The organism is Kluyvera sp. EC_51 (genome assembly GCF_019584505.1).
Lineage (GTDB): Bacteria > Pseudomonadota > Gammaproteobacteria > Enterobacterales > Enterobacteriaceae > Kluyvera > Kluyvera sichuanensis.
Map to the genome: position 1 here is coordinate 207,840 of NZ_VDAG01000024.1, position 25,164 is coordinate 233,003.

17 protein-coding genes are annotated in these 25,164 nt (G+C 57.7%); 10 read left to right on the forward strand and 7 right to left on the reverse strand.

The window, feature by feature from the left end; genetic code table 11:
* Positions 1 to 2: 2 nt before the first annotated feature.
* On the reverse strand, positions 3 to 446 hold the full coding sequence (wzb, locus tag FHC49_RS07115; protein WP_220439386.1) for a low molecular weight protein-tyrosine-phosphatase Wzb: 444 nt from the start codon (positions 444 to 446) through the stop codon (positions 3 to 5).
* A 5-nt stretch (positions 447 to 451) separates the two neighbouring features.
* Positions 452 to 1,585 (reverse strand): polysaccharide export protein, encoded by a 1,134-nt coding sequence (locus FHC49_RS07120; RefSeq protein WP_185666978.1) that lies wholly within the window; start codon positions 1,583 to 1,585, stop codon positions 452 to 454.
* A gap of 657 nt (positions 1,586 to 2,242) precedes the next feature.
* Between FHC49_RS07120 and FHC49_RS07125 the strand changes: the two genes are divergently transcribed.
* Positions 2,243 to 3,826, forward strand: a complete 1,584-nt coding sequence (locus FHC49_RS07125; RefSeq protein WP_220439387.1) for a TerC family protein — start codon at positions 2,243 to 2,245, stop codon at positions 3,824 to 3,826.
* A 94-nt stretch (positions 3,827 to 3,920) separates the two neighbouring features.
* Here the strand turns inward: FHC49_RS07125 and asmA are convergent, their stop codons facing one another.
* From asmA to udk, 3 genes are all read right to left on the reverse strand, one after another.
* Positions 3,921 to 5,771: an outer membrane assembly protein AsmA gene (asmA, locus tag FHC49_RS07130; protein ID WP_220439388.1), complete on the reverse strand. Its 1,851-nt coding sequence runs from the start codon at positions 5,769 to 5,771 to the stop codon at positions 3,921 to 3,923.
* Positions 5,772 to 5,797: 26 nt separating this feature from the next.
* Positions 5,798 to 6,379, reverse strand: a complete 582-nt coding sequence (gene dcd / locus FHC49_RS07135) for a dCTP deaminase (RefSeq protein ID WP_185666975.1) — start codon at positions 6,377 to 6,379, stop codon at positions 5,798 to 5,800.
* Between the two features lie 79 nt (positions 6,380 to 6,458).
* The gene (gene udk, locus FHC49_RS07140) at positions 6,459 to 7,100 is read right to left on the reverse strand and encodes a uridine kinase (protein WP_185666974.1); all 642 of its coding nucleotides are present in this window, start codon (positions 7,098 to 7,100) and stop codon (positions 6,459 to 6,461) included.
* A 352-nt stretch (positions 7,101 to 7,452) separates the two neighbouring features.
* On the opposite strand from udk, the gene FHC49_RS07145 reads away from it, so the two are divergent.
* Positions 7,453 to 9,723 (forward strand): PAS domain S-box protein, encoded by a 2,271-nt coding sequence (locus FHC49_RS07145; RefSeq protein WP_220439389.1) that lies wholly within the window; start codon positions 7,453 to 7,455, stop codon positions 9,721 to 9,723.
* Here the strand turns inward: FHC49_RS07145 and alkA are convergent.
* The gene (gene alkA, locus FHC49_RS07150) at positions 9,675 to 10,517 is read right to left on the reverse strand and encodes a DNA-3-methyladenine glycosylase 2 (RefSeq protein ID WP_220439390.1); all 843 of its coding nucleotides are present in this window, start codon (positions 10,515 to 10,517) and stop codon (positions 9,675 to 9,677) included. The genes FHC49_RS07145 and alkA overlap by 49 nt on opposite strands.
* 149 nt (positions 10,518 to 10,666) lie before the next feature.
* Between alkA and yegD the strand changes: the two genes are divergently transcribed.
* Positions 10,667 to 12,019 carry a molecular chaperone gene (gene yegD, locus FHC49_RS07155; protein ID WP_220439391.1) on the forward strand — a complete coding sequence of 451 codons (1,353 nt, stop codon included), beginning with the start codon at positions 10,667 to 10,669 and terminating at the stop codon, positions 12,017 to 12,019.
* Between the two features lie 82 nt (positions 12,020 to 12,101).
* Here yegD and FHC49_RS24660 read toward each other — a convergent pair whose 3' ends face one another.
* Positions 12,102 to 12,161 (reverse strand): type I toxin-antitoxin system Ibs family toxin, encoded by a 60-nt coding sequence (locus FHC49_RS24660; RefSeq protein WP_220439428.1) that lies wholly within the window; start codon positions 12,159 to 12,161, stop codon positions 12,102 to 12,104.
* Between the two features lie 253 nt (positions 12,162 to 12,414).
* On the opposite strand from FHC49_RS24660, the gene FHC49_RS07165 reads away from it, so the two are divergent.
* The 7 genes from FHC49_RS07165 (at position 12,415) to yegQ (ending at position 24,995) form a co-directional block, all read left to right on the forward strand.
* The gene (locus FHC49_RS07165) at positions 12,415 to 13,677 is read left to right on the forward strand and encodes an MdtA/MuxA family multidrug efflux RND transporter periplasmic adaptor subunit (RefSeq protein ID WP_220439392.1); all 1,263 of its coding nucleotides are present in this window, start codon (positions 12,415 to 12,417) and stop codon (positions 13,675 to 13,677) included.
* Positions 13,677 to 16,799, forward strand: coding sequence for an MdtB/MuxB family multidrug efflux RND transporter permease subunit (locus FHC49_RS07170; protein ID WP_220439393.1), 3,123 nt, complete (start codon positions 13,677 to 13,679; stop codon positions 16,797 to 16,799). Before FHC49_RS07165 ends, FHC49_RS07170 begins: the two co-directional genes overlap by 1 nt.
* Entirely contained in the window at positions 16,800 to 19,877 is a 3,078-nt protein-coding gene (mdtC, locus tag FHC49_RS07175) for a multidrug efflux RND transporter permease subunit MdtC (RefSeq protein ID WP_185666968.1), read from the forward strand.
* A 2-nt stretch (positions 19,878 to 19,879) separates the two neighbouring features.
* Positions 19,880 to 21,292: an MFS transporter gene (locus FHC49_RS07180; protein ID WP_185666967.1), complete on the forward strand. Its 1,413-nt coding sequence runs from the start codon at positions 19,880 to 19,882 to the stop codon at positions 21,290 to 21,292.
* Between the two features lie 3 nt (positions 21,293 to 21,295).
* Positions 21,296 to 22,747 carry a two-component system sensor histidine kinase BaeS gene (gene baeS / locus FHC49_RS07185; RefSeq protein ID WP_220439394.1) on the forward strand — a complete coding sequence of 484 codons (1,452 nt, stop codon included), beginning with the start codon at positions 21,296 to 21,298 and terminating at the stop codon, positions 22,745 to 22,747.
* Positions 22,744 to 23,466, forward strand: coding sequence for a two-component system response regulator BaeR (gene baeR / locus FHC49_RS07190; RefSeq protein WP_220439395.1), 723 nt, complete (start codon positions 22,744 to 22,746; stop codon positions 23,464 to 23,466). Before baeS ends, baeR begins: the two co-directional genes overlap by 4 nt.
* Before the next feature lie 167 nt (positions 23,467 to 23,633).
* Complete coding sequence (gene yegQ, locus FHC49_RS07195; protein WP_220439396.1) at positions 23,634 to 24,995, forward strand: tRNA 5-hydroxyuridine modification protein YegQ; 1,362 nt, start codon at positions 23,634 to 23,636, stop codon at positions 24,993 to 24,995.
* Positions 24,996 to 25,164: the final 169 nt, after the last annotated feature.

Here is a 25,164-nt window from a genome sequence, read left to right on the forward strand (position 1 = left end):
GGTTATCCCTGCTGCGCTTTCAATGCCTGCGCCCACTGGCTGGCAGACCTGTCGAGTAACTGGTACACCGCTTCAAACGCCTCGCGGCTTTTGCGATACGGATCGGGGATCTCGCGCTCGTTATCCCAATGGCCAAACAGCATCACCTTGCCGCGCATCTCCGGCGCCATTTCATGCAGGGTGGCAACGTGCCGTCTCTCCATCGCCAGAATCAGGTCGTACTCCCGGCACATGCGCCCGGAGATTTGCCGCGCGCAGTGCCCCTCAAGCGAAATGTCATGCACTGCTGCGACGCTGACGGCGCGTTCATCCGCCGTTTTTCCCACCAGCGCTCCCAGCCCCGCCGAGTCAACGGTCACCGCCGGAAGATGACGGCGTAATAAACGTTCTGCCGTAGGGGAACGGCAGATGTTCCCCACGCATACCACAAGAATTTTGTTAAACATGGCGGTTACCAGGTGTGAATGTCTTTTGCCGTATCGGTCATGTAGCGAACGCCACTGATGGTCGGCAACAGTTGGTTGATCAGACGGTTCCAACGGGCAACCGGTGCGGTAGTGACGTAAACCACGTCGTAAGGCTGCAGGACAAAGTTGGTCGCCATCACCAGCGAGGTGGCATCGGACATATCCAGCTGATAGACGTTGGCCATCTTGCCGTTGTTGCCCTCTTTGGTTGGACGAATCACGAAGATGCCGCTGGCGTCTGAGGTCGTCAGGTCGATACCTTCCGCCTGGCCGAGCGCCTCGGTCAGCGTCATGCCGCTGAAGTCCATTTTGAGCGTGCTCTGTTTCTTCACTTCGCCCATCACGAACACTTTCAGATCGTCGTTGCGCGGTACGAACAGAATATCGCCCGGATAAAGCAGCCGGTTCTGGCTCAGATCGCCGTTCTGCATCAGCGCCTGTACGGAGATACGCTGCTCACGCCCGTCATGAGTGAGCACCACGTTGCGCCAGTCGGCCAGTTCACCCAGTCCGCCAGCGGCGTTAATGGCGTCCAGCACGGTCAGCGGCACGTTGGTAATCGCCTGCTGGCCGGATTTATTCACCTGACCGGAGACGTAGACTTTTTGCGAACGGAAGGCGGCAACGTTGACATCAACCTGCGGGTCGGTGATATAGGCTGCCAGGCGTTGGGTGATGGTCTGACGGATTTCCGCCAGCGTGCGCCCTTTAACCTGCACTTTGCCGATGTAGGGATAGAAGATGGTGCCATCAGGCTGAACCCAGTTGCCGGTATCGCTGGAACTACGATACTGCCCCGCCGGGGTCGTCAGTTCCGGGTGATCCCAGACGGTGACGTTCAGCACATCGCCCGACCCCACGCGGTACTGGTAATTGCTTAACTCCTGATCCAGCGACATGTTGGGCTGCGCGACGTTAGGACGCGGGCGTAATTGCTCAATCAGTCGCGGGGTCAGCGGATAAACATTCACCATCCGGCCAATGTCATAATCAGCATCCTGCTGCTTAATCACATCTTTTCCGTAGGTAGACATATTGCTGCCGGGAAGTATGGTGCAACCACTCATCAAGGTTACCGACACCAATAATGGCATCAATTTTAGTTTGGATTTCATCATTGATTATTTATCACTTTGGCAGAAAATTATCCTGTGCGAATTAAATTAATCCGTACCATTTGATTACCCGTACATCCACCATGCATTTAATTACCGGCGAATATAACTGGCATATATCCGAAAAAAGTTTGGATTCATCCGCAGGCTATTGACAGAATAATCGAGGCTTCGCTTCACGCCTTCAGGCACGCTACCGCCCTTGGCTCATAGCTACCAATTCACCTAAAAATCATGTTGTTATATGGAATCTAACCACACCAAAAATAAGAATGGAGAATATTCCTGGATATATAATGCAGAGACTTTCATTCCCGCATGACTATTTCATGACGTACATCAATGGCTATTCCATTCAGTACCGGGAGAATTGTTGCAGCTAAGCGAATAGCAGGCAAGGTTAGCTCCGCCTAAAAAATAATTTTAAGAATAAGATTAAGATCAATACCGTATGACTTTTTAGGATTTTCTTTATGTTGACAAATTAAATTACGCCATACCGAAAAATATATTATCAATAATAAATTCAGGGCCATTTTTCACTATTATTTCCTGTTGTACATTGATTTTTTGCTGCGAGAAATCGCAGCCAGACGTTGCAATTTGCCGTCGCTTTATCCATGATCAATTCGTCATATAACATAAGGTTTTAACCAACGTATGGAATGGATTGCCGATCCGTCTATTTGGGCGGGACTCGTGACGCTGGTCGTCATCGAGCTGGTTCTCGGAATTGATAATCTGGTGTTTATCGCCATCCTCGCCGAAAAACTGCCGCCAGCCCAACGCGACCGCGCGCGCGTCACCGGGCTGATTCTGGCGATGCTGATGCGCCTGCTGCTGCTAGCCTCTATCTCGTGGCTGGTCACCCTGACCAAACCGCTGTTTAGCGTCCGCGACTTCACCTTTAGCGCCCGCGACCTGATTATGCTGGTCGGTGGCTTCTTCCTGCTGTTTAAAGCCACGGTAGAGCTTAACGAGCGGCTGGAGGGGAAAGATAGCGACAATCCGACGCAGCGCCGCGGCGCGCGTTTTTGGGGCGTTGTCGCGCAAATCGTGGTGTTGGATGCGGTCTTCTCGCTTGATTCGGTGATCACCGCCGTCGGCATGGTCGACCATCTGGCAGTCATGATGGCCGCGGTCATTATTGCTATCAGCCTGATGCTGATGGCCAGCCGGGCGCTAACCCGCTTTGTGAACAGCCACCCAACGATTGTGATTCTCTGTCTGAGCTTCCTGCTGATGATTGGCTTTAGCCTGGTAGCGGAAGGTTTCGGCCTCGTCATACCAAAAGGCTATCTATACGCCGCCATCGGTTTCTCGGTAATGATCGAGTTCTTAAACCAGCTGGCTATCTTTAACCGTCGCCGCTTCCTTACCGCCAATCAGTCGCTGCGAAGCCGCACCACCGAGGCGGTGATGCGTCTGCTGAGCGGCCAAAAAGAGGATGCCGAACTTGATGCGGGTACCGCTTCACTGCTGGTAGACCAGAGCGACCAGCAAATCTTCGACCCGCAGGAGCGGCGGATGATTGAGCGCGTGCTGAACCTCAACCAGCGTACGGTAAGCAGCATTATGACCTCACGTCATGATATTGAGCACATCGACCTGAGCGCGCCGGAAAGCGAAGTGCGCGCGCTGCTGGAGAAAAACCAGCACACCCGCCTGGTGGTTACCGGCGGCGATGATGAAGAGGATTTGCTCGGCGTTGTACACGTCATCGACCTGTTACAACAATCGCTGCGCGGTGAGCCGCTGGATCTGCGGGTGTTAATCCGCCAGCCGCTGGTGTTCCCGGAAGCGCTGCCGCTGCTGTCGGCGCTGGAGCAGTTCCGTAACGCCCGCACCCACTTCGCCTTCGTGGTGGATGAATTTGGCTCGGTGGAAGGGATTGTGACGCTCAGCGACGTGACGGAAACCATCGCCGGTAATCTGCCAAACGAAGCGGAAGAGATTGATGCCCGCCACGACATTCAGAAAAATGCCGACGGCACCTGGACCGCTAACGGGCATATGCCGCTGGAAGATTTAGTGCAGTACATTCCGCTGCCGCTGGACGAGAAGCGTGAGTACCACACCATCGCCGGGCTACTGATGGAGCACCTGCAGCGTATTCCGAAAGCCGGTGAGGAAGTGCAGATTGGCCCGTGGACGCTCAAGACCCTGCAGGTTGAGAGCCACCGGGTACAGAAAGTGCAGATTATCCCGCCGCCGCGGGATGATGAGTGGGATTACGAAGTGTAGTGAGGAACGCATCCCGGCGTCGCTTCGCCCGGCCGGGCTACCGAATGCACAAATTGTAGCCCGGCCGAGCGAAGCGACGCCGGGTTTTTAACAGCTACTGCTTATTCAAGAGTTTCTGCACGTCTTTGCCGGACTGAGTGTTTTTATTGCGCTCAGCCCAATCATTCAGCCGACGCTTCGCTTCATTTTGCAGCTGACGCCGCAGGATCTGATCAACCTGCAAACTGTAATTCAGCTCTGACCATTTGCCGTAAACCCGCAGTGGAATCGCAGTGCGCTTAAGCATATCCACCAGCTTGCCCTCGCCCTGCCATCCATCAGTCACCTGAATAGCGAACTGCATATCCCCCTCTTCTTTCACCAGGTCCAGCGCGCCTTTGCCGGTTAATGACATTAGCGATGACGAGCCGTTCATGTTATCGAGGGTCAGAATGCCGCTGTCGAGATCGATATCAGCGGTGAGCTTATCGAGGCGCGTCGCGCTGTCGTCGTTTTCCTTAGCGCGTACGTCGGAGCTGCGCTCCACCGCCTGCTGCACCAGTTGCTGGAAGTTGAGCCCTTCGGTACGGGTATCGTGCATTTCAATGGATGCTTGACCCTGCCAGTCGCGACGGAAATGGTTGGCATCCACCACCGAGCCGGAGAAATCCCCCGCCAGCGACATTTTACCGGCCATGTCTATCGGGTAATTAAAGGCTTTCAGCAGACTGCCTATCTCGATGTTATCGATCTTCGGCTGGAACTCAGCTTGCGGTGCGCCGTTACGAGCGTCTACCGTACCCGGCAACGAGAGCGTCCCGCCGTCGAGTTTTCCTTCCAGTTGGGCGATGTGCAGCAACCCGCGCTGGTTATCAGCCTGAATCCGCACGTCGGTAAACGGCATCTCACGCCAGATCACCTGTTTCGCCGTCATCGCCAGCGTGCCGTCAAAGCTGTGCAGCCCGCTGTATGGCACCACCTTCACGCCATTGGCGATAATCGGACGCGGCTGTTTTGGCGTCGCCTGCGCCTTTTGGACTTCACCACCGCCGCTCGGCAGAATATCCGAATGCAGCAGCAGGTTATCAAGATTGAGTTTATCGGACTGCAGATCCAGCGCCCAGATAGGGTGATCGTCGAGTATTACGCTACCCGCACCGGTCAATGAACTGTCGTTCGCCGTCAGGTTCAGGGCGCTAAAGCTGAGCTTTTTCGCCTCCTCCTGCCAGTTGGCGTTCAGGCTGCCGTTTCCGCTGATGCCCTGCGCCGGAAGGTCTGCGCCCTGGAGCTGCCAGCTAAGCTGCGACAGCTGCGCGTCCAGGCTATGCGGGTAGTCTGCAGCCTGAACCTGGGCAGAAAAACTGAGGGTTAAATCGCGCTGGTCGCGGTTGAGGCGACCGGAGAAATCGACTTCTGCCCGATGGTTGGCATCCTGTTCCATCTGCAGACGAATATCGCGCACCGTCACCTGCTCGTCGTCTTCATGCTGGAAGACCAGCACGCTATCCACGACCTGCAGTGCAGCAATATCAAAGGACCAGCCGCTACTGCCGGGCTCCTGCGGCAGCGACGTGCCTTTTGGCGCCACCGGGGCATTTTGCGCACGTTCGGCTTCGGTTTGCGGCGTTAGTTGAATCACCGCGCCTTTAAGCATCACCTGCTTTACCTGAAGCTGATGCGAAAGCAGCGGCATCAGCGCCACGTCAAGACGCATATTGTCCGCCCGTACCAGCGGCGCGCTGGCCCCCGGCGCGGTTAAGGTCATACGACCCGAGAGGATGCTCAGACGCGGCCAGACGTGCCAGCGCAACGAGCCATCAAGCTGGAGCTGATAACCACTACGTGCTTCAACCTGTTTCACCATATAGCTGCGGAAATCGTTGGGATTCACCAGCAGCACCAGCGATGATAGTCCAGCGACCAGCACCACCAGCAGGATCATCAGCGTCGTCAATATTCGTCTCATGGCACCCTCATCAGGTTCGCGGCGGATCAGTCTTTATCAATACGACTGGCGACCGCACCCTGCTGATCGCGATATTTCGCATCTTCACGACGGTTGTACGGGCGATCGGCCGGGCCAGACAGCGGCTCGAAGCTCAGCGCGCCAATTAACATCCCCGGACGCAGTGCCAGCGGCAGTTTGCCTGAATTGTAGAACTCCAGCACGATACAGCCGGACCAGCCTGGATCGATACGGTGGGCGGTCACGTGTACCATCAGCCCCAGACGCGCCAGCGAGGAGCGCCCGTCGAGCCAGCCGACCAGATCCGCCGGCAGCGTCACCGACTCCAGCGTCACCGCCAGCGCCAGTTCTCCCGGGTGCAGATAGAAAGCATCGCCCTCTGGCAGCACAATCTCTTCGCTCATGACGCGATCCAGCGCCGCGCTGACTTCCGCCTTCGGCCCGCTTAAATCAATATAGGCCGCCGTATGACCGCTGAAGGTACGAAATTTGTTACCTAAACGCACGTCAACCGTCGCGCCGTTGATACGCTCAATCGGCGGACGCGGGTTAATCGACAGTCGGCCGTCATCCAGCCAGGCTTCTATGTCTCGGTCGCACAGACGCATATCACTCTCCTTTATGTACTACCTGCCCTCTTCCGGCATGGTTGAGGGCTATTAATGCACGTTACACAATTCGCGTGAGTTATTCAAAAAACTGACTAATTTTCGCTTTCAGAATGTCGATAGCGATGCGGTTTTTCCCCCCACGCGGCACGATGATGTCGGCGTACTGCTTGGACGGTTCGATAAACTGCAGGAACATTGGACGCACGGTTTTCTGATACTGAGCCATCACCGAGTCCATCGAACGCCCGCGTTCGTTAACGTCACGCTTGATACGACGCATCAGGCAAATATCCAGCGGGGTATCAACGAAAATAGAGAAGTTCATCTCTTCACGCAGGCGCGCATCCGTCAGCAGCAGGATCCCTTCAAGGATGATCACTTTTTTCGGTTCGATGTGGATCGTTTCCTGGGTACGGGTGTGCTCGACGTAACTATAGACCGGCAGTTCGATAGCGGTGCCGCGTTTTAAGGTCTGCAAATGCTGGAACAGCAGACTGTGGTCCATCGCGTTAGGATGGTCATAATTGGTTTTTACCCGATCTTCCATGGACAGGTGACTTTGGTCTTTGTAATAGCTATCTTCAGGGATAACACCGATATGCTCATCACCAACCTGCTCGCGTAATTCGCGATACAGCGTACTAGCAATAAGACTTTTACCTGAAGCCGATGCGCCGGCGATGCCTACAATGACGCACTGATGAGACTTATCAGTCATAAATTTTGCGACCCGATTAACCTGGATGATAGGAAGGACGGCACGGACAGACAATATTATTCAAGAGGTGAAGCTCTGAATAATCAGGTGTACCCGCGCCAAACGCGGCAATTATAGGGATTTCATAGCGACGATACCAGTCGAATGCATCGTTCTGCGGTGACAATCGGTGAAACGCTGTCGAGGCGCGTTTCGGCGCAAGTCGTTATTCACGAAGTAAATATTACACTTGTGATCAATTGCCGATTATTGTCAATAAGTGTCACCGATCCGATAAAAGGCGCGTAAGTTGGTGCATAATCAGCGGTAATGTCAGCAAGGCCGGAGTGTGTCGTTCCGGATAATCGTGGTAATGAAGAAAGAAAAACTGTACATCCCCATCGCCCTGACCTCACCGTTTCGTACGGCGCAACTCCTGTTTGGCCTCGGGTTCCTGACGTTCCTGTTCACGCTCTATTCGTTCGCGCTGATGCATCAGCCAAGTGACCTGTCGCCAGTGTGGTTCCCGACGGCGGTCATGATGGCAGGATTCTATCGTTTTAAGCGTTCCCTGTGGCCCGGTATTGGGCTGGCGGGCGCGCTGGGTATTATTACCGCAACGAGCCTCTACTCCCCGTCGGCGGTGACGCTGACTTATCCGGCGATTAACATTCTGGAGGCGCTGGTCGGCGCATTGCTGCTACGTCGCTGGCTGGTGCTCGATAACCCGCTGCAAAACCTGGTGGACTGGACCCGCATGGCGATCGCCTGCGCGCTGGTGCCAGCGTTGCTGGGCGGCATTCTGGTCGCCAGCCTCTCTCCCGGCACGAACGCATTGCAAACGCTGATAGTCTGGGTGCTTGCCGAGGCCACTGGCGCGTTAGCGCTGGTTCCGATTGGCCTGCTGCTGAAAGCCCGGTTTGCCACGCGTTATCAAAATACCGCGCTGCTGGTTTCCACGCTGCTGACCGCCGTGCTTACCCTGGCACTAAGTATTACAGCAATGCTCTATCTACCGTGGCCGTTCACCTTCATCATGGTGTTGCTGATGTGGAGCGCCGTGCGCCTACCGCGTTTAGAGGCGTTTATCATCTCCTTGCTGACCATTATGGTGGTGCTGATGCTGACCTCTTTGCACCCGCTGGTTCAGCACATGATTGAGAACACCCTCAATAGCTATCGCCTGCACAATATGCCGGGACTGCCGTTCCTGATGGTGCTGCTGCCGACCGGCGTAATGAGCATCGCCATGTACGCCGTGCACAACGAACGCCGACATATTGCCGAGAGCGAAACTCGCTTCCGTAACGCGATGGAGTATTCCGCCATCGGCATGGCGCTGGTCGATACCTACGGGCAGTGGCTGCAGGTCAACAAATCGCTGAGCGCCTTCCTTGGCTACAGCCAGGACGAGTTGCACCGGATGACCTTCCAGCAGGTGACCTGGCCGGAAGATTTAGCTACCGATTTGGCCCAACTCGATCGGCTGAATCGCGGGGAAGTTGACAGCTATTCGCTGGAGAAACGCTACTGCACCAAGCACGGAGAGGTGGTCTGGGCGCTGCTTGCCGTCTCGGTCGTGCGCAATAACGACGGCACGCCGCTCTATTTTATTAAGCAGGTTGAAGATATCAACTCGCTGAAAAAAAGCCGCGAAGCGAATAAAGCGCTGATGGCGGAGCTCACCCAGGCCAACGAAGCGCTGTTCCAGGAAAAAGAGCGCCTGCATATCACCCTCGACTCCATTCATGATGCGGTGATCAGCACTGACAATAAGCAAAACATTATTTTCATGAATCCGGTCGCTGAAAAAATGTGCGGCTGGAAGCAGTCAGAAGCGCAAGGCAAGCCATTGCTTACCGTGTTACGTATTACCGAGGGGCCAGGTGGAGAGATACTGGAAGCCCTCAGCGCGCAGGCGGGTCCAGAAAGCGACGCCGAGTACGATAATAGCTTGAAAAACCGCTATGGCGACAGCTTTGACATCCACTACAGCATGACGCCGCTAAAAACCCTTGAGGGGGAGCATATCGGCTTCGTGCTGGTCATTCAGGACGTTACCGAATCGCGCAAACTGCTGCGCCAGCTCAGCTACAGCGCGACCCACGATGCATTGACCGGTCTGCCCAATCGTTCAAGCTTTGAAAGCCAGCTCAAAGGGCTGTTGAAAGTGCTGCCGGGCAGCCACCAGTCGCACGCGCTGATTATGCTCGACCTTGATTTCTTTAAGGCGGTCAACGACAGCGCGGGACATGCGGCAGGCGATGCGCTGCTGCACGAAATTGCCTCGTTGATGCGCTCAATGCTGCGCCCCAGCGATATTCTGGCGCGCCTCGGCGGCGATGAGTTCGGTTTTATTCTGCGCCACTGCTCCACCGAGCAGGCGGTGAACGCCACCGAGCGCGTCGTCGAGGCGATTAATCACTACGAATTTATCTGGGCAGGCCGCCTGCACCGGGTGGGCGCCAGCGCCGGGTTAACCCTGGTGCATGAGCACAACGCTAAACTGGCGGAACTGCTGGTACAGGCCGACGCCGCCTGCTACGAGTCGAAAAACAACGGACGTGGCAGAGTCACGGTCTACACGCCGGTGATTCATACCGGCGACCAGTCGTCCGTATGCCAGATATGCAATAACGCGTAAGAGCGCCAGGGTTGCCAGCGCTCGGCGTAAACGCGAATTTGCGCGGGCGTCATTCCCGGGAAACGCTGTTTGATCAGGTAATCATCCGGCAGGAAAATATCCTTCGCCTGCCAGGCACGCAGTGCGAAGTAGTTTGCCGTCCAGCGGCCAATGCCGGGAAACTGCTGTAGCGTTTTAAGCGCCAGGGGAACATCCTCAGGCAGCGCTTGCGGCAGCTCGCCGTTGACCGTCGCCTGCGCGAAATAGATAAGCGCCTCCGCGCGTTTTAGCGGCATCCCCAGCACTTTCAGCGCCAGCGGGTCGCCCGCCGCCAGACGCGCGGCGGTAGGAAACAGGAAAAAGCCCTCCTCTTCAGCCAACGGTTCGCCATAGAGCGCCACCACGCTGCCTGTCAGCTTCGCCGCCATCTTCACACTCACAAGCTGGCCAAGAATCGCCCTTATCCCCTGTTCAAATGGCTCAAGTGCTCCCGGCAGACGCAGCCCCGGTCTGGCGGCAGCGAGATCGCCCAGCGCATGCTGAATTTGCTGCGGACAGCAGCGCAGGTCCAACAGCTTTTCCACGCCTGCCAGCGCCCGGTCGGCCACGGGTAAAAGCCCGGTGGAGAGCGTGACGCAAAGTCGGTAGTGCGCCGTGTCCGGCGTCATGGTGATAAGCCCGTGATGTTCGCCACAGCGCCAGCTGCGGGAGTAGCTACCGTCGTCAAAACGTTCAATGCCGCTGACGGCACGCGCCTGCAGAAAGCCAAACATCCATTGCCAGTCGTACGGCGGTAACCACGGCAGTTCAAACATCGTTGCTCCTTAAGCACATAGCGATAAGCCGAGCGTAATAGCATAGCGGGTTATCACGTCAGTGACCTTGCTTTCATATTCCAGTTGCCGCCTTCGCGACATTCCGCTAAAGTCGCCCCCCTTTCTTCACTGGCATGGGGATAATTGTCGTGTTTATTGGTTTTGACTACGGGACGGCGAACTGTTCTATCGCCGTGATGCAGGATGGCGCACCGCGCATGCTGACGATGGAAAACGGCAGTACGCTGCTGCCTTCAATGCTCGCGGCGCCAACGCGCGAAGCGGTGAGCGAGTGGCTTTATCGCCACCATCAGGTGCCTGCCACCGGCGATGAAGCGCAGGCGCTGCTGCGTCGGGCGATGAACTTCAACCGCGAAGAAGATATCGACGTACTGAGCAATAGCGTGCAGTTTGGCCTCGCGTCGCTCAAGCAGTACATCGCCGACCCGGAAGAGGTCTATTTTGTTAAATCACCGAAATCGTTCCTTGGCGCCAGCGGCCTGAAGCCGCAGCAGGTGGCGGTATTCGAAGACCTGGTCTGCTCGATGATGCTGCATATTCGCCAGCAGGCGCAGTCGCAGCTTACGGATAACCTCGACCAGGCGGTGATCGGTCGCCCGATTAACTTCCAGGGCCTCGGTGGCGACGACGCTAACGCCCAGGCGGTCGGCATCCTTGAACGTGCGGCAAAGCGCGCGGGCTTCCGTGAGGTGGTGTTCCAGTATGAACCGGTTGCCGCGGGGCTCGATTTCGAAGCCACACTGAGTGAAGAAAAACGCGTGCTGGTCGTCGATATCGGCGGCGGTACCACCGACTGCTCGGTGCTGCTGATGGGGCCGCAGTGGCGCACCCGCCACGACCGTGAACAGAGCCTGCTTGGTCACAGCGGCTGCCGCGTCGGCGGTAACGACCTGGACATCGCGCTGGCCTTTAAGAGTCTGATGCCGCTGCTCGGTATGGGCGGCGACACCGAAAAAGGCATCGCCCTGCCAATTCTGCCATGGTGGAACGCGGTGGCTATCAACGACGTTCCGGCGCAAACCGATTTCTACAGCGCGGCTAACGGCCGACTGCTGCGCGACCTGGCGCGCGACGCCCGCGACGCCGAGAAAGTCGCCCTGCTGTATAAGGTCTGGCAGCAGCGCCTGAGCTACCGTCTGGTGCGCAGCGCCGAAGAGAGCAAAATCGCGCTGTCCGAAACCGCACAAATTGATACCTCGCTGCCGTTTATCAGCGACGAACTGGCGACTGCCATCAGCCAGGATGGGCTGGAAGCGGCGCTGAATCAGCCGCTGACGCGCATCCTTGAACAGGTGCAGCTGGCGCTGGAAAACAGCAACGAAAAGCCGGATGTCATCTACTTAACCGGCGGCAGCGCACGCTCACCGCTGATTAAGAAGGCGCTGGCCCAACAGCTTCCCGGCATTCCGATTGCCGGTGGCGACGATTTTGGCTCGGTGACCGCTGGTCTGGCGCGCTGGGCGCAGGTGGTTTTCGCCTGAAATATCGTCGTTGACTTCGCTGTTTTCTCGACCTATCGTAAAGGAATGAGGGTAAGGGAGGATTTCTCCTCCCCCTGGTGTCTTAGTAAGCCGGTAAGCTCACCACTAAGAGTATCACCAGTATGATGACTAGCTTCATCATAACCCTTTCCTTATATAAGGCCCCTTCGTCAGGAGGGGCTTTCCTGTTTTAGCGCCCTGCTAAACGCCGCTGACGGTAGCACGCGTTAGTCCGGCCCGCAGTTTCATCCCCAGAGTTTGCGAGCCTACTCGTAAAGCCGCGCAGGATTCGGACGATTCCTTCCGTCTTTCATATTTCCTCCATTTTTTCTGAGCGTTCCGTAACTAAACTAGTATCATTTCGTGAAATGATTCAGGGCGAGAAACGGATAACAATGAAAGGCATTCATAACTATCGCTGGCGCATTGCGCTGGCCGTGCTGGTGGCTGTCGCAGTCGCGTTCGGTATCTGGCACTTCAGCAGCAATTCTGATACCTCGGGTTCCACCGCCGCGAAACCGGCGGGCGCGCCTGCCGCTGGCGGTCGTCACGGTGGTCGCTTTGGCGGCACGCTGGCGCCGGTTCAGGCCACCACCGCCACCAGCGAAGCGGTACCTCGCTATCTGAGCGGGCTGGGCACCATTACCGCTGCCAACACCGTCACCGTCCGCAGCCGCGTTGACGGCCAGCTGATGGCGATTCACTTCCAGGAAGGGCAGCAGGTGAAAGCCGGCGATCTGCTGGCGGAAATTGACCCAAGCCAGTTCAAAGTCGCCCTCGCCCAGGCGCAGGGGCAGCTGGCAAAAGACAGAGCTACGCTCGCCAACGCACGTCGTGATCTGTCCCGCTACCAGCAGTTGGTCAAAACCAACCTGATCTCCCGTCAGGAACTGGATACCCAGCAATCGCTGGTCAGTGAATCCGAAGGGACGATCAAAGCCGATGAAGCCGCCGTCGCCAGCGCCCAGTTGCAGCTCGACTGGAGTCGCATCACCGCGCCAATCGATGGCCGTGTGGGCTTAAAACAGGTCGATATCGGCAACCAGATCTCCAGCGGCGATACCACCGGTATCGTCGTTCTGACCCAGACTCACCCAATCGACCTGGTCTTCACCCTGCCGGAAAATGATATTGCTACCGTGGTTGCCGCACAGAAAGCGGGCAAAAGTCTGGTGGTTGAAGCCTGGGACCGCACCAACAAGCAGAAGCTGAGCGCCGGTACGCTGCTGAGCCTTGATAACCAGATTGATGCCACCACCGGTACCATCAAACTCAAAGCGCGCTTTAACAACCAGGACGACGCGCTGTTCCCGAACCAGTTCGTTAACGCCCGCATGCTGGTCGATACCCAGCAGAACGCCGTCGTTATCCCTACCGCCGCCCTGCAGATGGGCAACGACGGTCACTTTGTCTGGGTGCTGAACAGCGACAATAAAGTCAGCAAACACACCGTGGTGCCGGGCATTCAGGACAGCCAGAAAGTGGTCATTGATGCCGGACTTTCCGCAGGCGATCGCGTGGTGACCGACGGTATCGACCGCTTAACCGAAGGGGCCAAAGTGGAAGTCGTCACCGCCCACGATGCCACCACCTCCGGAACGGAAAAACCGGCGGCGGCTGAAGGCCATGCCGCCGGTCATAAAGGAGCGCGCGGCTGATGCAAGTTTTACCGCCGAGCAACACGGGCGGCCCGTCCCGCCTGTTTATTATGCGCCCTGTCGCCACCACGCTGCTGATGGTGGCGATTCTGCTGGCCGGGATTATCGGCTACCGTTTTCTGCCCGTCTCCGCGCTGCCGGAGGTGGACTATCCAACGATTCAGGTGGTCACGCTCTATCCGGGTGCCAGCCCGGACGTGGTGACCTCGGCAATTACCGCGCCGCTTGAACGCCAGTTCGGCCAGATGTCCGGGTTGAAGCAGATGTCATCGCAAAGCTCCGGCGGCGCATCGGTTGTCACCCTCCAGTTCCAGCTCACGCTGCCGCTGGACGTTGCTGAGCAGGAAGTACAGGCTGCGATTAACGCCGCCACCAACCTGCTGCCAAGCGACCTGCCTAACCCGCCGGTCTACAGCAAGGTCAACCCGGCGGATCCGCCGATCATGACCCTCGCCGTCACCTCAACTGCCACGCCGATGACCGAAGTGGAAGATATGGTTGAGACCCGCGTGGCGCAGAAAATTTCGCAGGTTTCCGGCGTTGGTCTGGTAACGCTGGCGGGCGGTCAGCGCCCTGCCGTGCGCGTGAAGCTGAACGCTCAGGCCATTGCCGCGCTCGGGCTGACCAGCGAAGATATTCGCACCGCCATTACCAACGCCAACGTTAACTCGGCGAAAGGTAGCCTCGACGGCCCCGCGCGCGCGGTGACGCTCTCGGCAAACGACCAGATGCAGTCGGCGCAGGAGTACCGGGCGCTGATTATCGCCTACAAAAACGGCGCGCCGATTCGCTTAGGCGATGTAGCGACCGTGGAACAAGGGGCAGAGAACACCTGGCTTGGCGCGTGGGCCAATAAAAAACAGGCCATCGTGATGAACGTGCAGCGCCAGCCGGGTGCTAACATCATCTCCACGGCCGACAGCATCCGCCAGATGCTACCGCAGCTCACCGAGAGCCTGCCGAAATCGGTCAAGGTTGAGGTGCTTTCCGACCGTACCACCAACATACGCGCCTCGGTCTCCGACACCCAGTTCGAGCTGATGCTGGCGATTGCGCTGGTGGTGATGATCATCTATCTGTTCCTGCGTAACGTTCCGGCGACCATCATCCCCGGCGTTGCCGTGCCGCTCTCGCTGGTCGGCACGTTCGCGGTGATGGTGTTTCTTGATTTCTCGATTAACAACCTGACGCTGATGGCGCTCACCATTGCCACCGGCTTCGTGGTTGATGACGCCATCGTGGTGATTGAGAACATCTCGCGCTATATCGAAAAAGGCGAGAAGCCGATGACCGCAGCGCTGAAAGGCGCGGGCGAGATTGGCTTTACCATTATTTCCCTCACCTTCTCGTTGATTGCGGTACTGATCCCACTGCTGTTTATGGGTGATATCGTTGGCCGCCTGTTCCGCGAGTTCGCCATCACCCTGGCGGTCGCCATACTGATCTCCGCCGTGGTGTCGTTAACGCTGACGCCAATGATGTGCGCGCGCATGCTCAGCCACGAATCGCTGCGCAAACAGAACCGTTTCTCCCGCGCCAGCGAGCGTTTCTTTGACCGGGTGATTGCCGGTTATGGGCACCTGCTGGCCCGCGTGCTGAACCATCCGTGGTTAACCCTGAGCGTGGCGCTCGGTACGCTGGCGCTGTCGGTGATTCTGTGGGTGACCATTCCGAAAGGCTTCTTCCCGACGCAGGATAACGGCATTATTCAGGGCACCTTACAGGCGCCGCAGTCGGTGTCATTTGCCAGCATGGCGCAGCGCCAGCAGGCGGTGGCCGATGCGATTCTCAAAGACCCGGCGGTCGAAAGTCTGACCTCATTCGTCGGCGTGGACGGCACCAACCCGGCGCTCAACAGCGCCCGTTTACAGATTAACCTCAAGCCACTGAGCGAGCGTGACGACCGCGTGCAGGCAGTTATCAGCCGTCTGCAGCAGTCGGCTGACCGCATTCCGGGCATCCAGCTCTATCTGCAGCCAACGCAGGATCTGACCATCGATACTACCGTGAGCCGCACGCAGTATCAGTTCACCCTGCAGGCCAACTCACTGGACGCGTTAAGCCAGTGGGTACCACAACTGATGGAACAGCTTCAGGCACTGCCGCAGCTCTCGGATGTCAGCAGCGACTGGCAGGATCAAGGGCTGGTGGCCTACGTTAACGTTGACCGCGACAGCGCCAGCCGCCTGGGCATTTCGATGGCGGACGTCGATAACGCGCTGTACAACGCCTTTGGCCAGCGTCTTATCTCCACCATTTACACCCAGGCTAACCAGTATCGCGTGGTACTCGAACACGATACCCGCCAAACGCCGGGGCTGGCAGCGCTTGATAACATTCGCTTGACCAGCAGCGACGGCGGCATCGTGCCGTTAACCGCGATTGCCAAAGTTGAGCAGCGGTTTGCGCCGCTGTCGATAAACCACCTCGACCAGTTCCCGGTGACCACCATTTCGTTCAACGTGCCGGATAAGTACTCGCTGGGCGATGCGGTGCAATCGATTCTGGACACCGAAAAAACGCTGAACCTGCCGTCAGATATTCGTACTGAATTCCAGGGTAGCACCCTCGCCTTCCAGTCGGCGCTGAGCAGTACTATCTGGCTGGTGGTCGCAGCGGTGGTAGCGATGTATATCGTGCTCGGCGTGCTCTATGAGAGCTTTATCCACCCGATCACCATTCTGTCGACGCTGCCAACCGCCGGCGTCGGCGCGCTGCTGGCGCTGATGATTGCCGGTAACGAACTAGACGTGATTGCCATCATCGGCATCATCCTGCTGATTGGTATCGTGAAGAAGAACGCGATCATGATGATCGACTTTGCGCTCGCCGCCGAGCGCGAACAGGGCATGCCGCCGCGCGAGGCGATTTACCAGGCCTGCCTGCTGCGTTTCCGCCCAATTCTGATGACCACGCTGGCGGCCCTGTTGGGGGCGCTGCCGCTGATGCTGAGTACCGGCGTCGGCGCGGAGCTACGCCGCCCGCTGGGGATTGGCATGGTCGGTGGTCTGTTAGTAAGCCAGGTGCTAACGCTGTTCACCACCCCGGTTATCTATCTGCTGTTCGACCGACTGTCGCTGTACCTGAAAAGCCGGTTCCCGCATCGTGAAGAGGAAGCGTAAGTGAAATTTTTTGCGCTCTTCATCTACCGTCCGGTAGCGACGATTCTTATTTCGCTCGCCATTACGCTGTGCGGGATCCTCGGATTCCGCCTGCTGCCGGTCGCCCCGCTGCCGCAGGTCGATTTCCCGGTGATTATGATCAGCGCCTCGCTGCCGGGGGCGTCGCCAGAGACCATGGCCTCATCCGTGGCAACGCCGCTGGAGCGCTCGCTTGGGCGTATTGCGGGGGTCAACGAGATGACCTCAAGCAGCTCGCTTGGCAGTACGCGCATCATTCTCGAATTTAACTTTGACCGCGATATCAACGGCGCGGCGCGTGACGTACAGGCGGCTATCAACGCCGCGCAGAATCTGCTGCCAAGCGGCATGCCGAGCCGTCCGACCTACCGTAAAGCTAACCCGTCAGATGCACCAATCATGATCCTGACGCTGACCTCTGACACCTATTCCCAGGGCGAACTGTACGACTTCGCCTCTACCCAACTGGCGCAGAGCATTTCGCAAATTGACGGCGTGGGCGACGTCGACGTCGGCGGCAGCTCCCTGCCCGCCGTGCGCGTTGACCTCAACCCACAGGCGCTGTTTAACCAGGGCGTGTCGCTGGATGCCGTGCGCACCGCCATCAGTAACGCCAACGTGCGCAAACCGCAGGGGGCGATTGACGACACCACCCACCGCTGGCAGCTACAAACCAACGACGAACTGAAAAAAGCCGCTGAATACCAGCCGCTGATCGTTCACTACAACAACGGCGGCGCGGTGCGCCTTGGCGATGTCGCCAATGTGACCGACTCGGTACAGGATGTCCGCAACGCCGGGATGACCAACGCCAAACCGGCGATTTTGCTGATGATCCGCAAGCTGCCGGAAGCCAATATTATCGACACCGTGGACCGCATCCGTGCGGAACTGCCGGAGCTGCAACAGACCATTCCTGCGGCAATTGACCTGCAAATCGCCCAGGACCGCTCGCCCACCATCCGCGCCTCGCTGGAGGAAGTTGAGCAGACGCTGGTGATTTCCGTCGCGCTGGTCATTCTGGTGGTCTTCCTGTTCCTGCGCTCCGGACGCGCAACGCTTATCCCCGCCGTGGCGGTGCCAGTGTCGCTGATTGGCACCTTTGCCGCTATGTATCTGTGCGGTTTTAGCCTCAATAACCTGTCGCTGATGGCGCTGACCATCGCCACCGGTTTTGTGGTCGATGATGCCATCGTGGTGCTGGAGAATATCTCACGCCATATTGAGGCCGGGATGAAACCGATGCAGGCGGCGCTTCAGGGTAGCCGCGAGGTCGGCTTCACCGTTCTGTCGATGAGCGTTTCACTGGTCGCGGTATTCCTGCCGCTGTTACTGATGGGCGGCCTGCCGGGGAGGCTGCTGCGGGAGTTTGCCGTCACGCTGTCGGTGGCTATCGCTATTTCGCTCGCCGTCTCGCTCACCCTCACGCCGATGATGTGCGGCTGGATGCTGAAATCTAACCGTCGGCATTCGCCAACCCGCAACAAAGGATTTGGGCGCGTGCTGGTCGCCATGCAGCAGGGCTACGGTAAATCGCTGAAGTGGGTATTGGGGCATGCGAAACTGGTCGGCGTGGTGTTCCTCGCCACCATTGCGCTCAATATCTGGTTGTATATTACGGTGCCGAAAACCTTCTTCCCGGAACAGGATACCGGGGTGCTGATGGGCGGCATTCAGGCTGACCAGAGCATCTCGTTCCAGGCGATGCGCGGCAAGCTGCAGGACTTTATGAAAATCATCCGTGAAGACCCGGCGGTGGATAACGTCACCGGCTTTACCGGCGGCTCGCGGGTTAACAGCGGCATGATGTTTATCACCCTGAAAGCGCGCAACGTGCGCCATGAATCGGCGCAGCAGGTTATCGATCGGCTGCGTAAAAAGCTCGCCAAAGAGCCGGGGGCTAACCTGTTCCTGATGGCGGTACAGGATATTCGCGTCGGCGGCCGTCAGGCCAACGCCAGCTATCAGTACACGCTGCTCTCCGACGACCTCAGCGCGCTGCGGGAATGGGAACCGAAAATTCGTAAAGCGCTGGCGGCGCTGCCGGAGTTAGCCGACGTCAACTCAGACCAGCAGGACAACGGCGCGGAAATGGACCTTATCTATGACCGTGAAACCATGTCACGGCTGGGGATCAGCGTCGAAGCGGCCAACAGCCTGCTGAACAACGCCTTTGGTCAACGCCAGATCTCCACCATCTACCAACCGTTGAACCAGTATAAGGTAGTGATGGAGGTGGATCCGGTTTATACCCAGGACGTCAGCGCGCTGGACAAAATGTTCGTGATTAACAGCGAAGGCAAGGCGATTCCGCTGTCGTACTTCGCCAAATGGCAGCCCGCCAATGCGCCGCTGTCGGTTAACCACCAGGGGCTGTCGGCGGCATCGACGGTCTCTTTCAACCTGCCGACCGGTAAATCACTGTCGGAAGCGAGCGATGCCATCACGCGGACCATGACCCAGCTTGGCGTGCCGTCCACGGTGCGCGGCTCATTCGCCGGTACCGCGCAGGTATTCCAGCAGACAATGAACTCGCAGGTGATCCTGATCATTGCCGCAATTGCTACGGTCTATATTGTGCTGGGGATCCTGTATGAGAGCTACGTTCACCCGCTGACCATCCTCTCTACGCTGCCCTCTGCGGGCGTCGGGGCGCTGCTGGCGCTGGAGCTATTCGATGCCCCATTCAGCCTAATCGCCCTTATCGGGATCATGCTATTAATTGGCATTGTGAAGAAAAACGCCATCATGATGGTCGACTTCGCCCTTGAAGCGCAGCGTAACGGTAACCTCGCCCCGGAAGAGGCGATTTTCCAGGCCTGTCTGCTGCGTTTTCGTCCGATTATGATGACCACGCTGGCGGCGCTTTTTGGTGCCTTACCGCTGGTTCTCTCCGGGGGCGACGGTTCGGAACTGCGTCAACCGCTGGGGATTACCATTGTAGGGGGTCTGGTGATGAGCCAGCTGTTAACCCTCTACACCACCCCGGTGGTCTATCTGTTCTTCGATCGTCTGCGTCTGCGTTTTTCACGTCAACCCCGACAATCGGTAACTGAATAACTATGACTGACCTACCCGCCAACGTTCGCTGGCAACTCTGGATCGTGGCATTCGGCTTTTTTATGCAATCGCTGGACACCACGATCGTCAATACCGCCCTCCCCTCAATGGCGCTAAGCCTCGGGGAGAGCCCGCTGCATATGCACATGGTAGTGGTCTCCTACGTGCTGACCGTCGCGGTGATGCTGCCCGCCAGCGGCTGGCTGGCTGACCGGGTTGGGGTGCGAAATATCTTTTTCACCGCCATCGTACTGTTCACCGCCGGTTCGCTGTTCTGCTCGCTTGCCGGAACGCTCAACGAGCTGGTGATGGCGCGCGTACTACAAGGGATTGGCGGAGCCATGATGGTGCCGGTCGGCAGGCTGACGGTGATGAAAATCGTCCCGCGCGACCAGTATATGGCGGCAATGACCTTCGTCACCATTCCCGGTCAGGTTGGCCCGCTCCTCGGCCCGGCGCTCGGCGGGATTCTGGTGGAGTACGCCTCCTGGCACTGGATCTTCCTGATTAATATCCCGGTCGGCATTATCGGCTGTATTGCTACGCTGGCGCTGATGCCGAACTACACCGTCCAGACCCGGCGATTCGATATCGCGGGTTTTGTCGTGCTGGCACTGGGCATGGCCACCTTAACGCTGGCGCTGGATGGGCAAAAAGGCCTCGGCATCTCGCCGTTGATGATGGGTGCGCTGGTGGCTATCGGCATCGTCTCTATCGTGATGTATCTGTGGCACGCCCGCGGCAACGATGGCGCACTGTTCAACCTCAAGCTGTTCCGTACGCCAACCTTCTCTCTTGGCCTGGCCGGCAGCTTTAGCGGGCGTATCGGCAGCGGCATGCTGCCGTTTATGACCCCGGTATTCCTGCAAATTGGCATGGGTTTCTCGCCGTTCCACGCCGGGCTGATGATGATTCCGATGGTGCTGGGCAGCATGGGGATGAAGCGCATTGTGGTGCAGGTGGTGAACCGCTTTGGCTATCGCCGCGTGCTGGTGGTCAGCACCGTCAGCCTGGCCGTTATCAGCCTGCTGTTTATGTTCACCGCGCTGGCGGGCTGGTACTACGCGCTGCCGGTGATCTTGTTCATTCAGGGAATGGTGAACTCCAGCCGCTTCTCGTCGATGAACACTCTGACGCTGAAAGACCTGCCCGATGAATTTGCCAGCAGCGGCAACAGCCTGCTGTCGATGATCATGCAGTTGTCGATGAGTATCGGCGTCACCATCGCCGGGATCCTGCTCGGCACCTTCGGTCAACAGCATATCGCCGTCGGCAGCGACGCGACGCACCACGTCTTTATGTACACCTATCTTTGCATGGCGGCGATTATTGCCCTCCCGGCGTTGGTCTTTGCCCGCGTACCGGACGACACCACCAAAAACGTGGTGATCGCCCGACACAAACTCAAGGAGTAAAGCGTGAAACTATGGCGCCCGGGCATCTCCGGCAAACTGTTTCTGGTCATTTTAGCCACCTGTATCGTGCTGCTTATCAGCATGCACTGGGCCGTGCGCATCAGCTTTGAGCGCGGCTTTATTGACTATATCAAGCGCGGCAACGAACAGCGGCTCCAGCTGCTGAGTGATGCGCTGGCGGAGCAGTATGCCCAACATGGGAACTGGCGCTTTTTACGTAATAACGACCGTTTTATTTTCCAAATCCTGCGCTCTTTTGAGCATGACAATAACGAAGAGCGCCAACCGCCTGGCCCTCCGGGGCCGGACGGGGAGCCACCTCGCGGCCCGGATCGTGGCGGCATGCCGCCGCACGGCTGGCGCACCCAGTTCTGGGTGGTCGATCAAAACGCCCGGGTGCTGGTTGGCCCGCGCGAAGCGGTACCCCATGACGGCTCCCGGCGCGGCATTATCGTCAACGGTATGGAGGTGGGCGCGGTGATCGCCTCGCCGGTAGAGCGCCTGACGCGCAACACCGACATCAACTTTGATCAGCAGCAGCGTCGTACCAGCTGGCTTATCGTCGGGCTGGCAACGCTGCTCGCCGCGCTGGCCACCTTCCCGCTGGCCCGCGGCCTGATTGCCCCGGTCAGACGGCTGGTAGAAGGCACCCATAAGCTGGCGGCGGGCGATTTCTCCACCCGCGTCCCGGTGACCAGCGGCGATGAACTGGGGAGACTGGCGAAAGACTTTAACCAGCTCGCCAGTACGCTGGAAAAAAACCAGCAGATGCGCCGGGATTTAATGGCCGATATCTCCCACGAGCTGCGCACCCCGCTGGCGGTGCTGCGCGGCGAGCTGGAAGCGATACAGGATGGGGTACGCAAATTTACCCCTGAGTCGGTGACTTCGCTCCAGGCCGAAGTCGCCACGCTGACCAAGCTGGTCAATGACCTGCATCAGCTATCCATGTCTGACGAAGGGGCGCTGGCCTACCAGAAATCCACCGTCGATATCATCGCGCTGCTGGAAATTGCTGCCGATGCCTTCCGCGAACGCCTTGCCAGCCGCGGCCTGACGCTCAATCTGGCGCTGGTGGAAAGCGCCAGCGTATTTGGCGACCCCGACCGCTTAATGCAGCTGTTCAACAATCTGCTGGAAAACAGCCTGCGTTACACCGACAGCGGCGGCCAGGTGCTGATTCGCACCGCGCTCGACGCGCAGCATATCGTGCTGGAGTTCGCCGACAGCGGCCCCGGCGTTACCGACGAACAGCTGGCAAGACTGTGCGAACGCTTCTATCGTACCGAAGGTTCTCGCAACCGTGCCAGCGGCGGCTCCGGCCTGGGGCTGGCGATTTGCGCCAACATCGTCACTGCCCACGGCGGGCAGCTAAACGTCGGACATTCGCCTTTTGGCGGGGTTAGCATTAAAGTAGAGTTACCGCTGGAACGTGCAATACCGAGAGAGATATGACCGATTTACCGATTGATGAAAACGCCCCACGCATTCTGATTGTTGAAGATGAACCGAAGCTGGGACAACTGCTCATCGACTATTTGCTGGCGGCCCACTATGCCCCGACACTGATTAGCCACGGGGATAAAGTGCTGCCGTACGTTCATCAAACGCCGCCGGATCTTATCCTGCTGGATCTGATGCTGCCGGGCACCGACGGTCTGACGCTGTGCCGCGAAATTCGCCGCTTCTCCGATGTGCCGATCGTGATGGTGACCGCCAAAATCGAAGAGATAGACCGCCTGCTGGGCTTAGAGATTGGTGCCGACGATTATATCTGTAAGCCGTACAGCCCACGTGAAGTGGTGGCGCGCGTGAAAACCATTTTGCGCCGCTGCAAGCCACGCGCTGAACTTCAGACGATGGATGCCCAGAGCCCGCTTATCGTGGATGAAAACCGCTTTCAGGCCTCCTGGCGCGACCGCCTGCTCGACCTCACCCCCGCCGAGTTCCGCCTGCTGAAAACCCTGTCGCAGGAGCCGGGGAAGGTCTTTTCCCGCGAGCAGTTACTCAATCATCTCTATGATGATTACCGCGTGGTGACCGACCGCACCATCGACAGCCACATCAAAAACCTGCGCCGCAAGCTGGAGTCACTGGACGCCGAGCAGTCGTTTATCCGCGCCGTCTATGGGGTGGGCTACCGTTGGGAAGCTGACGCCTGCCGCATGGCGTAATCTGACAGATTGCCGGATGGCGCTCGCTACGCTTATCCGGCATAAAGCGTACAAAGGTTTACTCCCCTCCCCCACAGCGCTACAATGCCCGCCCTTAATGTGGGGGCACTCCCCAACTCGCCGCATCAGGTGCGACGAATCTGACCTGTCATCAGAACGAGATAATCATGTTTAAACCGGAACTCCTCTCCCCGGCGGGAACGCTGAAAAATATGCGTTACGCTTTCGCTTACGGTGCCGATGCAGTTTACGCTGGCCAGCCACGCTACTCCCTGCGCGTCCGTAACAACGAATTCAATCACGAAAATCTGCAGCTCGGCATCAACGAAGCCCATGCGCTGGGTAAAAAGTTCTATGTGGTGGTGAACATCGCCCCGCATAACGCCAAGCTGAAAACCTTTATTCGGGATCTGAAGCCAGTAGTGGATATGGGGCCGGATGCGCTGATTATGTCTGACCCAGGCCTGATTATGCTGGTGCGTGAAAACTTCCCGGAGATGGACATCCACCTGTCCGTGCAGGCCAACGCCGTGAACTGGGCGACGGTAAAATTCTGGAAACAGATGGGGCTGACCCGCGTGATCCTCTCCCGCGAACTGTCGCTGGAAGAGATTGAAGAAGTCCGTACCCAGGTGCCGGATATGGAGATCGAGATCTTCGTTCACGGCGCGCTGTGCATGGCCTACTCCGGCCGCTGCCTGCTCTCCGGCTACATCAACAAGCGTGACCCGAACCAGGGCACCTGCACCAACGCTTGCCGCTGGGAATACAACGTTCAGGAAGGTAAAGAAGACGACGTGGGCAACATCGTCCATAAATTCGAGCCAATTCCGGTGCAAAACGTTGAGCCAACCCTCGGCATCGGCGCGCCAACTGATAAAGTCTTTATGATTGAGGAAGCCAAACGTCCGGGCGAGTACATGACCGCCTTTGAAGACGAACACGGTACCTACATCATGAACTCCAAAGATCTGCGCGCCATCGCTCACGTTGAGCGTCTGACCCAGATGGGCGTGCACTCGCTGAAAATCGAAGGCCGTACCAAATCGCATTACTACTGCGCCCGTACCGCTCAGGTTTATCGCAAGGCCATTGACGACGCCGCCGCGGGCAAACCGTTCGATGCCTCCCTGCTGGAAACCCTGGAAAACCTCGCGCACCGTGGCTATACCGAAGGCTTCCTGCGTCGTCACACTCACGATGACTACCAGAACTACGAGCACGGCTACTCCGTCTCCGAGCGTCAGCAGTTTGTCGGCGAATTCACCGGTGAGCGTAAAGGCAATCTGGCTGCCGTTGCGGTCAAAAACAAATTCACCGTCGGCGACAGCCTGGAGATGATGACCCCACAGGGCAACGTCAACTTCACCCTCGAGCACATGGAAAACAGCAAAGGTGAAGCCACGTCCGTCGCACCTGGCGATGGGCACACCGTATGGTTACCCGTGCCGGAAGACGTGGCGCTGGAGTATGGCCTGCTGATGCGTAACTTCGCAGGAGAATCCACTCGGAATCCGCATAACGGCTAGTGCATTTATATTGTTTTTCAATAGCAAAGATTCTTAGAAATGGATCACAGACGGAATAATCGATTGTAGATATCATTCGCTTCGCTGAAAAACATAATCCATAAATGCTAGCTGTACCCAGGAACCACCTCCTTAGCCCGCGTAATCTCCCTTACACGGGCTTATTTTT

What these genes read in the sequence shown, in the direction of transcription:
- asmA (WP_220439388.1), bottom strand. Translation starts at nt 5,771, where the DNA reads ATGAGACGAATATTGACGACGCTGATGATCCTGCTGGTGGTGCTGGTC.
- wzb (WP_220439386.1), bottom strand. Translation starts at nt 446, where the DNA reads ATGTTTAACAAAATTCTTGTGGTATGCGTGGGGAACATCTGCCGTTCC.
- FHC49_RS07125 (WP_220439387.1), top strand. Translation starts at nt 2,243, where the DNA reads ATGGAATGGATTGCCGATCCGTCTATTTGGGCGGGACTCGTGACGCTG.
- FHC49_RS07145 (WP_220439389.1), top strand. Translation starts at nt 7,453, where the DNA reads ATGAAGAAAGAAAAACTGTACATCCCCATCGCCCTGACCTCACCGTTT.
- udk (WP_185666974.1), bottom strand. Translation starts at nt 7,100, where the DNA reads ATGACTGATAAGTCTCATCAGTGCGTCATTGTAGGCATCGCCGGCGCA.
- baeR (WP_220439395.1), top strand. Translation starts at nt 22,744, where the DNA reads ATGACCGATTTACCGATTGATGAAAACGCCCCACGCATTCTGATTGTT.
- FHC49_RS07180 (WP_185666967.1), top strand. Translation starts at nt 19,880, where the DNA reads ATGACTGACCTACCCGCCAACGTTCGCTGGCAACTCTGGATCGTGGCA.
- yegQ (WP_220439396.1), top strand. Translation starts at nt 23,634, where the DNA reads ATGTTTAAACCGGAACTCCTCTCCCCGGCGGGAACGCTGAAAAATATG.
- alkA (WP_220439390.1), bottom strand. Translation starts at nt 10,517, where the DNA reads ATGTTTGAACTGCCGTGGTTACCGCCGTACGACTGGCAATGGATGTTT.
- FHC49_RS07170 (WP_220439393.1), top strand. Translation starts at nt 13,677, where the DNA reads ATGCAAGTTTTACCGCCGAGCAACACGGGCGGCCCGTCCCGCCTGTTT.
- FHC49_RS07165 (WP_220439392.1), top strand. Translation starts at nt 12,415, where the DNA reads ATGAAAGGCATTCATAACTATCGCTGGCGCATTGCGCTGGCCGTGCTG.
- dcd (WP_185666975.1), bottom strand. Translation starts at nt 6,379, where the DNA reads ATGCGTCTGTGCGACCGAGACATAGAAGCCTGGCTGGATGACGGCCGA.
- FHC49_RS07120 (WP_185666978.1), bottom strand. Translation starts at nt 1,585, where the DNA reads ATGATGAAATCCAAACTAAAATTGATGCCATTATTGGTGTCGGTAACC.